We start from the raw sequence: 12,733 nt of genomic DNA on the forward strand, positions 1-12,733 counted from the left end.
TTCAATATAAGCGCCATAGAAGGTATTTTTATGCACGGTGAGTTGGACGTCTATGACCGCCGTATCCTGGCCCTGCTGCAAGAGGACGCCTCGCTCTCCAGCGCGCAGATCGCCGAACAGGTCGGCCTGTCCCAGTCGCCCTGCTGGCGGCGCATCCAGCGGCTGAAGGAAGAGGGCGTGATTCGCGGCCAGGTGACGCTGCTGGACCGCAAGAAAATCGGCCTCAACACGCAGATTTTCGCCGAGGTCAAACTCAATGCCCACGGTCGCTCCAACTTCACCGAGTTTACCGAGGCAATTCGTGGCTTTCCGGAAGTGCTGGAGTGTTACGTGCTGATGGGGGCGGTGGATTTTTTATTGCGCATTGTTGCGTCGGACATCGAGGCGTACGAGCGGTTTTTCTTTGACAAGTTGTCGATGGTGCCGGGGATTCAGGAGGTCAATTCGATTGTGGCTTTGTCGGAGATCAAGTCCACCACCAGCCTGCCAGTATTGCGCTGACAGGGAGGGCCTCATCGGGGGCAAGCCCCCTCCCACATTGGATTGCATTCCCCTGTGGGAGGGGGCTTGCCCCCGATGGCGATATTACAGGCGCAGAAGCGTCTTCCAGGCCCGATTCTGATACACCGCAATCGCCTGGTGCATCCGCGCATCCAGCGACTCATCGGTAATCGGCTGGTTGGCCAGGTGCGCCAGCTTGTTCAGCTCGCCGTACAAGCGGTCCAGTTCCGGGATGTCCACCACGTGGCGCGCATGGTGCAGCCAGGCCTGGATGCGTTCGATGCGCGGCAATTGCTCGGCCAGGTCTTCGGGCTGCTGCTGGTAACGCGGCAGTTGCAGGGCAACGGCGTCATCGGCCAGCAGGCGCGGTAGCCAGTTGGTGATCTGCGCGGCGCCCTGACGGTTGCCACGCACGTTGCGCGCTTCGGTCCAGGTGCGGGCCAGCAGCCAGCGCGAGGTGTTCAGGGAGAACAGGCCCCAGCGCACATCCTGCAATTCTTCAACGAACTGCTCCGGTGCGGCTTTGCGAATGTCTTCGTCGTCGTCACCGGCCTGGACCAGCGGGCGCCAGTCTTCCAGCAACGCATCGAGGGCACTGCGCAGCTCACTGGTGGATTGACGCGGCGCGGCCTGGCCGAGGCTGCCGATCAGGGCGCGCAATTCGCCCAGGTTCTCGACCCAATCCTGCAGCAGACGCCAGTGGCCATTGAAGCGATATTGCTCGGCCAGGCGCTGGCTGCTGCCCAGCAGGTGCCACATGATTGCGGCGAAGGCATCGTCCAACGGCATTTCGGCGTGAATCTGCGGTGCCGGCAGGCTCAGTGAATAGCTGCTGGCGTCGTACAGGCGATAGCCACGTTCGGCCTTGCTGATGTCACACGGCATCAGCGCCAGGGTCGCCGCCAGTTCGGCGGCCAGCTCCAGCAGGGCTGCGGGCTCGCCTTCGCGCAGTTCCAGTTCCAGCTCGCAGATTTCTTCCTTCTGCTTGCCGACGACCACATGGCCCAGGTCCAGGGCGGCTTCGATCACCACCTTGGCCTTGCCGCGACCCCAGGCGATTTCGGCGCGTTCGCGCACGAAGTCGGTGGTAAAAATCGGCTTGAGGGTCTTTTTGTCCAGCTCGGCCAGTTGCTCGGGCCAGCACTCGCCGTCGAGCTTCTTCACGTCGAGCTTGGCTTTGGGCAGGTCCCAGTTGTATTCGTTGCGTTCCGACAAGCCGGCAACACTCTGGCCGCGGGTCTTGAGGGTCTGGATGATGTCGTCACCGTCCTTGCGCAGGCGCAGGGCCACCTTGGCCTGGGCCAGGTCGCGTTCGGGGGTGTCGAAGTACTGATTCATCAACTCACGGCGTTCCCAGCCACTTTTGTTGCGTTTTTTCAGTAGCGGGTGCTCACGCAGCGCGGCGAGTGTCTCGCGGCTGACGCGGAGCTTGATTTCGGTTTCTTTCTGCATGGCCGGAAAATCCAGGATCGGGAGCGCAGCCGGGGAAAAGTGTGGCTGCCAAGGTCGTGCAGTGTACAGGACTGAGCCCGGCAACGTGCCGCAACGGTTTATTGTGTCGTGCAGATGGCTCTATAGTGGGGCTCATCCGGGAAGTTGGAGACCGCGCATGCCGTTACCGTCCATGAAAGAGCAGTTCGCCGCGTTGATTGCCGCGCCGTCGGTCAGTTGCACTCAAGCGTCGCTGGACCAGACCAACCGCCCGGTGATCGATCTGCTCGCCACCTGGCTGGGCGACCTGGGCTTTGCCATCGACATCCAGCACGTCAGCCCCGGCAAATTCAACCTGCTGGCCAGCTTTGGCAGCGGCCCCGGCGGCCTGGTGCTGGCCGGTCACAGCGACACGGTGCCCTACGACGCGGCATTGTGGAAAACCGATCCGCTCAAGCTGACGGAAGTCGACGGCCGCTGGGTAGGACTGGGCAGTTGCGACATGAAGGGCTTCTTTGCCCTGGTCATCGAAGCCGTGTTGCCGCTGCTCGATCAACCGTTCAAGCAACCGCTGCTGATCCTCGCCACGTGCGATGAGGAAAGCTCCATGTCCGGCGCTCGGGCGTTGACCGAAGCCGGACGCCCGCTGGGCCGTGCGGCGGTGATCGGCGAGCCGACCGGTCTCAAGCCGGTCCGCCTGCACAAAGGCGTGATGATGGAGCGCATCGACATTCTTGGCCAAAGCGGCCATTCATCGGACCCGAGCCTGGGCCACAGCGCCCTGGAAGCCATGCACGACGCCATCGGCGAACTGCGCGGCCTGCGCCTGGCCTGGCAACGCGAATACCGCAACCCGCAGTTCAGCGTGCCGCAGCCGACCATGAACTTTGGCTGTATCCATGGCGGCGACAACCCCAACCGCATCTGTGGCCAATGCTCCCTGGAATTCGACCTGCGGCCGTTGCCGGGCATGGACCCGCAGGTCCTGCGCGCCGCCATCCGGCAGAAGCTGCAACCCCTGGCCGAGCGTCATCAGGTCAAGATCGACTACGCGCCGCTGTTCCCCGAAGTGCCGCCGTTCGAACAGCCGGAAGACGCCGAACTGGTAAGGGTCGCAGAGCGTTTAACCGGTCATCGCGCCGAAGCGGTGGCGTTCGGCACCGAAGCGCCTTATCTTCAGCGCCTTGGTTGCGAAACCCTGGTGCTAGGCCCTGGCGATATCGCCTGTGCGCACCAGCCGGGCGAATACCTCGAAATGTCACGCTTGACGCCTACAGTGCGTCTATTGCGGGAACTGATCGAACATTACTGCCTGAAACCTGCATAAATTAACCCCTGCCTGTTCGTACATAGAAGGAGAGTGAGCGTGTCGCCAAGCCTGTTCCGACGATAACCATCAGCCCGCTGTGCGCTTTCACGATTGATCCCTTTTTGGCTGCTTTTTATTACAGGCCCAGGTGTTATGCCCGACTACGTTAATTGGCTTCGTCACGCTTCGCCCTACATCAACGCTCACCGCGACTGCACCTTTGTGGTCATGCTGCCCGGCGATGGTGTGGAACACCCGAATTTCGGCAATATCGTCCACGACCTGGTGCTGTTGCACAGCCTGGGTGTGCGACTGGTGCTGGTCCACGGCTCGCGTCCGCAAATCGAAGCCCGCCTTGAAGCGCGTGGCCTGGTTCCTGCCTACCACGAAGGCTTGCGCATTACCGATGCGGCAACCCTGGAGTGCGTGATCGACGCCGTGGGGCACCTGCGTATCGCCATCGAAGCGCGTCTGTCCATGGACATGGCCTCATCGCCCATGCAGGGCTCGCGCCTGCGGGTGGCCAGCGGCAACCTGGTGACTGCGCGGCCAATCGGTGTGCTCGAAGGCGTGGACTATCACCACACCGGCGAAGTGCGCCGGGTCGACCGCAAAGGCATCGGCCGCCTGCTGGACGAGCGCTCCATCGTGCTGCTGTCGCCGTTGGGTTATTCGCCCACCGGTGAAATCTTCAACCTGGCCTGCGAAGACGTCGCCACCCGCGCCGCCATCGACCTGGGTGCCGACAAATTGCTGCTGTTCGGCGCCGATCTCGGTCTTATCGATGAAAACGGCCGCCTGGTGCGCGAGCTGCGACCGCAGCAAGTGCCGGCCCACCTGCAACGCCTGGGCAGCAACTACCAGGCCGAGCTGCTCGATGCCGCCGCCGAGGCCTGCCGTGGCGGAGTAGGGCGCAGCCATATTGTCAGCTATGTCGAAGACGGCGCCTTGCTCACCGAACTGTTCACCCGCGATGGCGGCGGTACGCTGGTCGCCCAGGAGCAATTCGAACTGGTGCGCGAAGCGGCGATCGAGGACGTCGGCGGTTTGCTCGACCTGATCAGCCCGCTGGAAGAGCAGGGCATCCTGGTGCGTCGCTCGCGCGAAGTGCTGGAGCGCGAGATCGAGCAGTTCAGCGTGGTCGAGCGCGAAGGGATGATCATCGCTTGCGCGGCGTTGTATCAGATCGCGGATTCGGATGCGGGTGAATTGGCGTGCCTGGCGGTGAATCCGGAATACCGCCATGGCGCGCGCGGCGATGTGTTGCTTGAGCGCATCCAGACCCGTGCCCGGGCCCAGGGCCTGAAGACCTTGTTCGTCCTCACCACCCGCACCGCCCATTGGTTCCGTGAACGCGGCTTTGTGACGAGCAGCGTAGACCGCCTGCCGTCGGCGCGGGCATCGCTGTACAACTATCAGCGCAACTCGAAGATCTTCGAGAAGGCTTTGTAAACCAATACCTATCCAAATGTGGGAGGGGGCTTGCCCCTCCCACATTGGACCGCGTTTATGCAACGCTTGATGCCCCTTCAGAAGCGTTGATGTGTGCCGATAGCGTGTTCGTAGAGGCCGTCAGCCGTTGACATCAAAAGAAACTAATACCGATACAAAAACTGTAACAAATTGACGGAATGATGTGCCTTTGGCCATGATGGCGTCGCCTTTTTGATGATCAGTGACGTATGCAATGGAACGTCAAGACTAATCGATCTAAAAAAGCATAAAAAAATACCCTTTAGGAATTAGCTTGTGGACGGGTCGTCTATCCTGACCAGCCTGTTTCACGAATTCGCTTATTCCTGGATCGTATGAAAAAGAATGAAACAATTCTTTTTGGGTGTATGAAAAACTCATTACCCTGCAGGGACCAAATCAACTGCTATTAGACGAAGGTAGTAGACACACAAGGTTACGATTGACTTGGTGGTCACTATCCGGCGCTAATCGCGCATCTGTTGGATCAAGGGCGTCAGACCCGAGACCAAAGAAATACAAAAATTAGAAATGAGAGGAGCGGTACATGAAGAAGTCCACCTTGGCTGTGGCTGTAGCGTTGGGCGCAATCGCCCAGCAAGCAGGCGCTGCCGGTTTCATCGAAGACAGCAAGGCCACACTGGGTCTGCGTAACTTCTATATCAACACCGATAACCGCGAAGGCACGGCTAACCCGAGCAAGAACGAAGAATGGGGCCAAGGCTTCGATCTGCGTTTCATCTCCGGTTATACCCAAGGCACCGTTGGCTTCGGTCTTGACGCTATCGGCCTGTTGGGTGTTCGCCTGGATTCCGGCGGCGGCACCAACGGCGCGACCGCTACGTCCTACGGCGGCACCATCTTCCCGAGCAAGTCCAATGGCGAAGCCGTTGATAACTACTCGAGCCTGGGCCTGACTGCCAAAGCCAAGATTTCCCAGACTGAATTGAAGCTGGGTACCTTGCAGCCCAAGCTGCCGGTTATCGTGACCAATGATGGTCGTCTGCTGCCGCAGACCTTCCAGGGTGGCCAGATCACCTCCAGCGACATCAAGGACCTGACCCTGGTTGCCGGCCAGATCGAAAAAGCCAAGGGCCGTAACTCCAGCAACAACGAAAGCCTGTCCATCTCCGGCGCCAACAGCCGTGGCGTGAACTGGCGTTCGAGCAACAAGTTCTACTACGCCGGTGGCGACTACAAGATCACCAAGGATCTGACCGCCCAGTACTACTACGGCAACCTGGAAGATTTCTACAAGCAGCACTTCCTGGGCCTGACCCACAACTGGGCCATCGGTCCGGGCGTGTTGAAGTCTGACCTGCGTTATTTCAACAGCTCCGACGACGGTAACAACGGCAACCAGTCCGCCTACTTCTCCACAGGCAACTACGGTGGCGTCAACTCCGGTCGCGGCAAAGTCGACAACAACCTGTACAGCGGCCTGTTCCTGTACTCGGTTGCCGGTCACACCTTCGGTGGCGGTTACCAGGTCAGCAATGGCAGCAGCGACTTCCCTTGGCTGAACCAGGGCGACGGTTCGTCGGCCTACATCACCACTGACATGCAGATCCAGAAGTTCGCGCGTGCCGGCGAGCGTACCTGGCAAGCACGCTACTCCTATGACTTTGCCAAAGTCGGCGTACCTGGCCTGACCGCGGGTGTGGTTTACCTCAAAGGCGACCATATCGACACCGTTGCCAGCAACCGTACCGAGTTCACCGGCCAGTCCGAGTGGGAACGTGACATCACTGTTGCCTACGTCGTACCGGAAGGTCCGCTGAAAAACGTCGGCGTGGCATGGAAGAATGCTATGTGGCGCAGCGATATCGCCAACGCGCGTAACCAGGACGAAAACCGCTTGATCGTCAGCTACTCGATCCCGCTGTTGTAAGACTGTAAAACCTTGCCCGGCGCAATGCCGGGCAAGGTGTCTTGCTTTTCAAGTCGGGCTCAACCCCCGCAAGCCCTTCCTGAACCCTCTTTGTACAGCGTCTCAAGGCCTTCTCGAACCTTGAAGAAGATGGTGCTCTTCAGCGCTGATCACGTCCAATGAACAGATTTTTAATATTCCTTTATCATCTAGATAAATCGATATTTATTCTTTTTAAAATTTCCCCTATGCATGCACAGTGGGCTCCATAAGCACTCATCAGGAGCCACACCATGAGCCTAAGACTGGGCGATATCGCCCCCGACTTCGAACAGGATTCCAGCGCCGGCAAGATTCGTTTCCACGAATGGCTGGGCGATAGCTGGGGTGTGCTGTTTTCCCACCCGGCGGACTTTACGCCGGTGTGCACCACGGAATTGGGCTTCACCGCCAAGCTCAAGGATGAATTCGCCCAGCGCGGCGTCAAGGCCATCGCGCTGTCGGTCGACCCGGTGGACTCGCACCACAAGTGGATCGAAGACATCAACGAAACCCAGGACACCGTCGTCAATTTCCCGATCCTGGCCGATGCCGACCGCAAGGTATCCGACCTCTACGACCTGATCCACCCCAACGCCAGCGACACCCTCACCGTGCGCTCACTGTTCGTGATCGACCCGAACAAGAAGATCCGCCTGACCATCACCTACCCGGCGAGCACCGGCCGTAACTTCCACGAAATCCTGCGGGTGATCGACTCGCTGCAGTTGACCGACAACCATAAGGTCGCCACACCGGCCAACTGGCAGGACGGCGATGACGTGGTGATCGTACCGTCGCTCAAGGACGAGGAAGAGATCAAGCAACGCTTTCCCAAGGGCTACCGTGCAGTGAAGCCATACCTGCGCCTCACCCCTCAGCCCAACCGTTAACACAGCTCAAACCTGGAAACAGGGACCCATGTGGGAGGGGGCTCGCCCCCGATAGCGGTGGATCAGGTAAAAATTTGGTAACTGACACACCGTAATCGGGGGCAAGCCCCCTCCCACATGTTGAGCGCATTTCAAGCAGGGGTTTTCAGGCCATTTCGATGGCCTTTTTTTTCGCGCGGCGATCTGTTTTCCGTATATGTTTTTATGGAATAAACAAATGAATAAATAAGATTTAAAGATATATGAATCTGCTGCTAAGGTCTGTTCCACCTTGGCGTCATCGCTGCACAGCGAACCGCCGACACTTGCGTAAGGAATTCCCTACATGCTGGTCGTAACACTTGGAGGCAGTCCCAGTCAGCGTTCCCGATCCGGGGTTTTGCTGGAGAAAACCCGCCAATGGCTGCAGGACCAGGGCGTGGAAGTGGTGAGTTACCAGATTCGTGACTTCCCGGCCGAAGACCTGCTGCATGCGCGGTTCGACAGCCCCAAGGTCATCGACCTGTTGCAGCAGGTAGCGAATGCCGATGGCCTGGTGATCGCCACGCCGGTGTACAAGGCCTCGTTCTCCGGTGCGCTGAAGACGGTACTCGACTTGCTGCCCGAGCGTGCCCTGGCCCACAAGGTGGTGTTGCCGATGGCCACCGGCGGCAGCATCGCGCACATGCTGGCGGTGGATTACGCCCTCAAGCCGGTGTTGTCGGCGCTGAAGGCGCAGGAATTGCTCCACGGGATTTTTGCCGAAGACAGCCAGATCGCCTACGGCGAAGGCAGTGCCCAGGCGCAGTTGGTGCCGGTGCTTGAACAGCGTCTGCAGGAAGCCCTGGAGCAGTTTTACAGCGCCATGGCCCGCCGCCCGAAACCGCTGGACCCGCATGTACTGAATGAACGCTTGTTGAGTGCTCGCTGGAGCATTTGAGCCTTACCCCGACATCTGGAAACACTCACCTTACTCAGCCGCCAACGGCCAAGCAGGTGCAGCCAATACCCCACTCGCATATTTGGAGAGAGCGCCATGCGCACTGTCATTTTGCGTCGCGGTCTGGTCGCACTGTTTGCTGCGGCTGTGTCCTTCGGCGCCATCGTTCAAGCCCACGCCGCAGACACCCTGCGGATCGGTTATCAGAAGTACGGCACGCTGGTGCTGCTCAAGGCCAAGGGCTCGCTGGAAAAGCGCCTGGCTGCGCAGGGCGTGCAGGTGCAATGGACCGAGTTCCCCGGTGGCCCGCAACTGCTTGAGGGCCTGAATGTCGGCTCCATCGACTTTGGCGTCACCGGCGAAACCCCACCGGTGTTCGCCCAGGCCGCCGGTGCGGATCTGCTTTACGTGGCCTATGAACCACCGGCGCCGACCAGTGAAGCGATCCTGGTACCGAAAGACTCTACGATCAAGTCGGTGGCTGAGCTCAAGGGCAAAACCGTTGTCCTGAACAAAGGCTCGAACGTGCATTACCTGCTGGTGCGTGCCCTGCAAGACGCCGGCCTCAACTACACCGACGTGAAAACCGTATTCCTGCCGCCCGCCGATGCCCGCGCCGCCTTCGAGCGCGGCAGCGTGGACGCCTGGGTGATCTGGGACCCGTACCAGGCCGCCGCCGAGAAACAGCTGCAAGCGCGCACCCTGCGCGACGGCACCGGCATTGCCGACAACCACCAGTTCTACCTGGCCACCAAGCCTTACGCCGAACAGCATCCCGAGGTGATCAAGGCGCTGGTGGAAGAAGTGCGCGCCGTGGGCGAATGGTCCAAGGCCAACCCGCAGCAAGTGACTGACCAGGTCGCGCCGCTGCTCGGCCTGCCGGCTGATATCACCCTGACCTCGGTGAAACGCCAGGGCTACGGCGCACTGTTCCTGACGCCGGAAGTGGTCGCGGCCCAGCAGAAAATCGCCGACACCTTCTACCAGCTCAAATTGATTCCCAAGCCCTTGAGTATCAAGGACGTGATCTGGACCCCACCCGCCGCTGTTGCCAAAGCGCCGTAATCCGATTTCTTCAGGAGACAACTCCATGAGCCTCAATATTTTCTGGTTCCTGCCTACCCATGGCGACGGTCATTACCTCGGCACCGCCGAAGGCGCTCGCGCCGTCGATCACGGTTACCTGCAACAAGTGGCACAGGCCGCCGACCGCCTGGGCTTCGGCGGGGTGCTGATCCCGACCGGGCGCTCCTGCGAAGACTCCTGGCTGGTGGCGGCCTCGCTGATCCCCGTGACCCAGCGTCTGAAATTTCTTGTCGCGCTGCGCCCCGGGATCATTTCCCCGACGGTAGCCGCGCGTCAGGCCGCGACCCTGGATCGCCTGTCCGGCGGCCGCGCACTGTTCAACCTGGTCACCGGCGGTGACCCGGAGGAGCTGGCCGGCGACGGCTTGTTCCTCAGTCACGAAGAGCGCTACCAGGCCTCGGTGGAATTCACCCGCATCTGGCGCCGCGTGCTTGAAGGCGAAACCGTGGATTACGACGGCGAGCACATCAGCGTCAAGGGCGCCAAATTGCTCTACCCGCCGGTCCAGCAGCCACGCCCGCCGCTGTATTTTGGCGGATCGTCCGAGGCGGCCCAGGACCTGGCGGCCGAACAAGTGGAAATGGTGCTGACCTGGGGCGAACCACCGGCAGCGGTGGCGGAAAAGATCGCGCAGGTGCGGGCCAAGGCCGACAAGCTCGGGCGCACCCTGCGCTTCGGCATTCGCTTGCATGTGATCGTGCGTGAAACCAACGAGGAGGCCTGGAAAGCCGCCGATAAACTGATCTCCCACTTGGACGACGACACCATCGCCCGCGCCCAGGCGTCCCTGGCGCGCTTCGACTCGGTGGGCCAGCAGCGCATGGCGGCCTTGCACGGCGGCAGTCGCGACAACCTGGAAGTCAGCCCCAACCTGTGGGCCGGGGTCGGCCTGGTGCGCGGCGGCGCGGGCACGGCGCTGGTGGGCGATGGCCCAACGGTTGCGGCGCGGGTCAAGGAATACGCGGACTTGGGCATCGACACCTTTATCTTCTCCGGTTATCCGCACCTGGAAGAGTCGTATCGGGTCGCCGAGTTACTGTTCCCGCACCTGGATATCGAACGTCCCGAACTGCCGAAAGGCGCCGGCTATGTCAGCCCGTTCGGCGAGATGGTGGCCAACGACATCCTTCCCAAAGCTGCATCACAGAGCTGAGGGGCGCCATGAACCTTGAGAAACTCAGCCATCGCGTGGCGCCCTGGGTGCTGCCGATTCTATTGCTGGCGGTGTGGCAGTTGTCGGTGACGGCAGGTTGGTTGTCCACGCGTATTCTGCCGGCGCCCAGTGCCGTTATCGAGGCAGGCGTCAACCTGGTCCGCAGCGGCGAAATCTGGACGCACCTGGCTATCAGCGGCTGGCGCGCGGGCCTGGGCTTTGTGATCGGTGGCAGCATCGGCCTGGCCCTGGGCTTTATCACCGGCCTGTCGAAGTGGGGCGAACGTCTGCTCGACAGCTCGGTGCAGATGATCCGCAACGTGCCGCACCTGGCGCTGATTCCATTGGTGATCCTGTGGTTCGGGATTGACGAGACCGCGAAGATTTTCCTGGTGGCCCTGGGCACGTTGTTTCCGATCTACCTGAACACCTACCACGGCATCCGCAACGTCGACCCGGCGCTGGTGGAAATGTCGCGCAGCTACGGTTTGTCCGGCTTCAGCCTGTTCTGGCAAGTGATCCTGCCGGGCGCGTTGCCGTCGATCCTGGTGGGCGTGCGCTTTGCCCTGGGCTTCATGTGGTTGACGTTGATCGTGGCGGAAACCATCTCGGCCAGTTCCGGCATCGGTTACCTGGCGATGAATGCCCGCGAATTCCTGCAAACCGACGTGGTGGTGCTGGCGATCGTGATGTACGCGATCCTCGGCAAGCTGGCCGACCTGGCGGCGCGTGGCCTGGAACGGGTATGGCTGCGCTGGCACCCGGCGTATCAAGTGAGCAAGGGAGGTGCGGCATGACGGCTCAACAACCCCCGCGCCTGCTTAAGGGTATCCCCCTGGCGGTGCGCAAGTTGCGCAAGTCTTTTGGCGCTCGCGAAGTGCTCAAGGACATCGACCTGCATATTCCTGCCGGCCAGTTCGTGGCCGTGGTCGGCCGCAGCGGTTGCGGCAAGAGCACCTTGCTGCGCCTGCTGGCGGGCCTGGACAACGCCAGTGGCGGCGAACTGCTGGCGGGCTCCGCGCCGCTGCACGAGGCGATCGAAGACACGCGGCTGATGTTCCAGGAAGCGCGCCTGCTGCCGTGGAAAAAGATCATCGACAACGTCGGCCTGGGCCTCAAGGGCAACTGGCGCCCCAGGGCGTTGCAAGCGCTGGAGGCGGTGGGCCTGGCCGAGCGTGCCGATGAGTGGCCGGCGGCTTTGTCCGGTGGGCAGAAGCAGCGTGTCGCCCTGGCGCGCGCCTTGATTCACCAGCCGCGCCTGTTGCTGCTCGACGAACCGCTGGGCGCGCTGGATGCCCTGACCCGGATCGAGATGCAGCAACTGATCGAAAACCTCTGGCAAAAGCACGGCTTTACCGTGCTGCTGGTCACCCATGACGTCAGCGAAGCCGTGGCGATTGCCGACCGGGTGATCCTGATCGAAGACGGCGAAATCGGCCTCGACCTGAGCATCGACCTGCCACGCCCGCGCGCCCGTGGCTCACATCGCCTGGCCGCGCTGGAGGCCGAAGTGCTCAACCGCGTGCTGTCGCTGCCCGGCTCACCGCCGGAACCCGAACCTGTTTCACCGCTGCCGACGCAATTGCGTTGGGCTCAATAACCTGTACAGGAAAACCACCATGACTATTAAAGCCATCAACGTGCGTAACCAATTCAAAGGCACCATCAAGGAAATCGTGGTCGGCGACGTGTTGTCGGAGATCGACGTGCAGACGGCCTCGGGCATTGTCACGTCTGTAATCACCACGCGCTCGGTGAAAGAGCTGGAGCTGGTGATTGGCAGCGAGGTGATTGCCTTTGTGAAATCGACTGAGGTGTCGATCGCAAAATTATGATTGCTTCAGGCCGCTATCGGGGACAAGCCCCCTCCCACACTTTGAATGTATTCACAGATCTAAATGTGGGAGGGGGCTTGCCCCCGATGGCGGCCTCAGGGCCGACCAGGATGTTGGGTCAGACCGAGTGCATATCCGTTTCTGCGGTAACGGCTGCTAATGGTTCCGCTTTTACAGCGGCTCACTTTTGAAAAGCGCAAAAGTAAGCAAAACGCTCTTGCCCC

The 12,733-nt window shown here is 60.8% G+C and carries 12 protein-coding genes; 11 read left to right on the forward strand and 1 reads right to left on the reverse strand.

Annotation, left to right across the window (positions count from 1 at the left end; translation table 11 throughout):
• The first annotated feature begins 30 nt into the window (after positions 1–30).
• Positions 31–501 (forward strand): Lrp/AsnC family transcriptional regulator, encoded by a 471-nt coding sequence (locus BFP89_RS19575; RefSeq protein ID WP_065887035.1) that lies wholly within the window; start codon positions 31–33, stop codon positions 499–501.
• A gap of 84 nt (positions 502–585) precedes the next feature.
• Here BFP89_RS19575 and BFP89_RS19580 read toward each other — a convergent pair whose 3' ends face one another.
• Positions 586–1,953: a CYTH domain-containing protein gene (locus BFP89_RS19580; RefSeq protein ID WP_065887036.1), complete on the reverse strand. Its 1,368-nt coding sequence runs from the start codon at positions 1,951–1,953 to the stop codon at positions 586–588.
• Positions 1,954–2,110: 157 nt separating this feature from the next.
• On the opposite strand from BFP89_RS19580, the gene argE reads away from it, so the two are divergent.
• The 10 genes from argE (at position 2,111) to BFP89_RS19630 (ending at position 12,509) form a co-directional block, all read left to right on the forward strand.
• Entirely contained in the window at positions 2,111–3,259 is a 1,149-nt protein-coding gene (argE, locus tag BFP89_RS19585) for an acetylornithine deacetylase (RefSeq protein ID WP_065887037.1), read from the forward strand.
• 135 nt (positions 3,260–3,394) lie between these two features.
• Positions 3,395–4,693: an amino-acid N-acetyltransferase gene (argA, locus tag BFP89_RS19590; protein ID WP_065887038.1), complete on the forward strand. Its 1,299-nt coding sequence runs from the start codon at positions 3,395–3,397 to the stop codon at positions 4,691–4,693.
• Between the two features lie 568 nt (positions 4,694–5,261).
• Positions 5,262–6,605 (forward strand): OprD family porin, encoded by a 1,344-nt coding sequence (locus tag BFP89_RS19595; protein WP_065887039.1) that lies wholly within the window; start codon positions 5,262–5,264, stop codon positions 6,603–6,605.
• A gap of 272 nt (positions 6,606–6,877) precedes the next feature.
• Positions 6,878–7,516: a peroxiredoxin gene (locus BFP89_RS19600; protein ID WP_065887040.1), complete on the forward strand. Its 639-nt coding sequence runs from the start codon at positions 6,878–6,880 to the stop codon at positions 7,514–7,516.
• Between the two features lie 325 nt (positions 7,517–7,841).
• The gene (ssuE, locus tag BFP89_RS19605) at positions 7,842–8,435 is read left to right on the forward strand and encodes an NADPH-dependent FMN reductase (protein ID WP_057723407.1); all 594 of its coding nucleotides are present in this window, start codon (positions 7,842–7,844) and stop codon (positions 8,433–8,435) included.
• 96 nt (positions 8,436–8,531) lie between these two features.
• A complete protein-coding gene (locus BFP89_RS19610) occupies positions 8,532–9,500 on the forward strand; it encodes a sulfonate ABC transporter substrate-binding protein (protein ID WP_065887041.1) in 969 nt (322 codons plus the stop codon).
• Positions 9,501–9,525: 25 nt separating this feature from the next.
• Complete coding sequence (ssuD, locus tag BFP89_RS19615; RefSeq protein WP_065887042.1) at positions 9,526–10,674, forward strand: FMNH2-dependent alkanesulfonate monooxygenase; 1,149 nt, start codon at positions 9,526–9,528, stop codon at positions 10,672–10,674.
• An 8-nt stretch (positions 10,675–10,682) separates the two neighbouring features.
• A complete protein-coding gene (gene ssuC / locus BFP89_RS19620; RefSeq protein ID WP_065887043.1) occupies positions 10,683–11,471 on the forward strand; it encodes an aliphatic sulfonate ABC transporter permease SsuC in 789 nt (262 codons plus the stop codon).
• Complete coding sequence (gene ssuB / locus BFP89_RS19625) at positions 11,468–12,274, forward strand: aliphatic sulfonates ABC transporter ATP-binding protein (protein WP_065887044.1); 807 nt, start codon at positions 11,468–11,470, stop codon at positions 12,272–12,274. Before ssuC ends, ssuB begins: the two co-directional genes overlap by 4 nt.
• Before the next feature lie 19 nt (positions 12,275–12,293).
• Positions 12,294–12,509 (forward strand): TOBE domain-containing protein, encoded by a 216-nt coding sequence (locus BFP89_RS19630; RefSeq protein ID WP_003176783.1) that lies wholly within the window; start codon positions 12,294–12,296, stop codon positions 12,507–12,509.
• Positions 12,510–12,733 lie beyond the last annotated feature (224 nt).

It is taken from the genome of Pseudomonas sp. 31 R 17 (assembly GCF_900004915.1).
In the GTDB taxonomy this organism is placed as follows: domain Bacteria; phylum Pseudomonadota; class Gammaproteobacteria; order Pseudomonadales; family Pseudomonadaceae; genus Aquipseudomonas; species Aquipseudomonas orientalis_A.

What these genes read in the sequence shown, in the direction of transcription:
- BFP89_RS19595 (WP_065887039.1), top strand. Translation starts at nt 5,262, where the DNA reads ATGAAGAAGTCCACCTTGGCTGTGGCTGTAGCGTTGGGCGCAATCGCC.
- BFP89_RS19600 (WP_065887040.1), top strand. Translation starts at nt 6,878, where the DNA reads ATGAGCCTAAGACTGGGCGATATCGCCCCCGACTTCGAACAGGATTCC.
- BFP89_RS19575 (WP_065887035.1), top strand. Translation starts at nt 31, where the DNA reads ATGCACGGTGAGTTGGACGTCTATGACCGCCGTATCCTGGCCCTGCTG.
- ssuD (WP_065887042.1), top strand. Translation starts at nt 9,526, where the DNA reads ATGAGCCTCAATATTTTCTGGTTCCTGCCTACCCATGGCGACGGTCAT.
- ssuC (WP_065887043.1), top strand. Translation starts at nt 10,683, where the DNA reads ATGAACCTTGAGAAACTCAGCCATCGCGTGGCGCCCTGGGTGCTGCCG.
- argA (WP_065887038.1), top strand. Translation starts at nt 3,395, where the DNA reads ATGCCCGACTACGTTAATTGGCTTCGTCACGCTTCGCCCTACATCAAC.
- ssuE (WP_057723407.1), top strand. Translation starts at nt 7,842, where the DNA reads ATGCTGGTCGTAACACTTGGAGGCAGTCCCAGTCAGCGTTCCCGATCC.
- BFP89_RS19580 (WP_065887036.1), bottom strand. Translation starts at nt 1,953, where the DNA reads ATGCAGAAAGAAACCGAAATCAAGCTCCGCGTCAGCCGCGAGACACTC.
- ssuB (WP_065887044.1), top strand. Translation starts at nt 11,468, where the DNA reads ATGACGGCTCAACAACCCCCGCGCCTGCTTAAGGGTATCCCCCTGGCG.
- BFP89_RS19630 (WP_003176783.1), top strand. Translation starts at nt 12,294, where the DNA reads ATGACTATTAAAGCCATCAACGTGCGTAACCAATTCAAAGGCACCATC.
- BFP89_RS19610 (WP_065887041.1), top strand. Translation starts at nt 8,532, where the DNA reads ATGCGCACTGTCATTTTGCGTCGCGGTCTGGTCGCACTGTTTGCTGCG.
- argE (WP_065887037.1), top strand. Translation starts at nt 2,111, where the DNA reads ATGCCGTTACCGTCCATGAAAGAGCAGTTCGCCGCGTTGATTGCCGCG.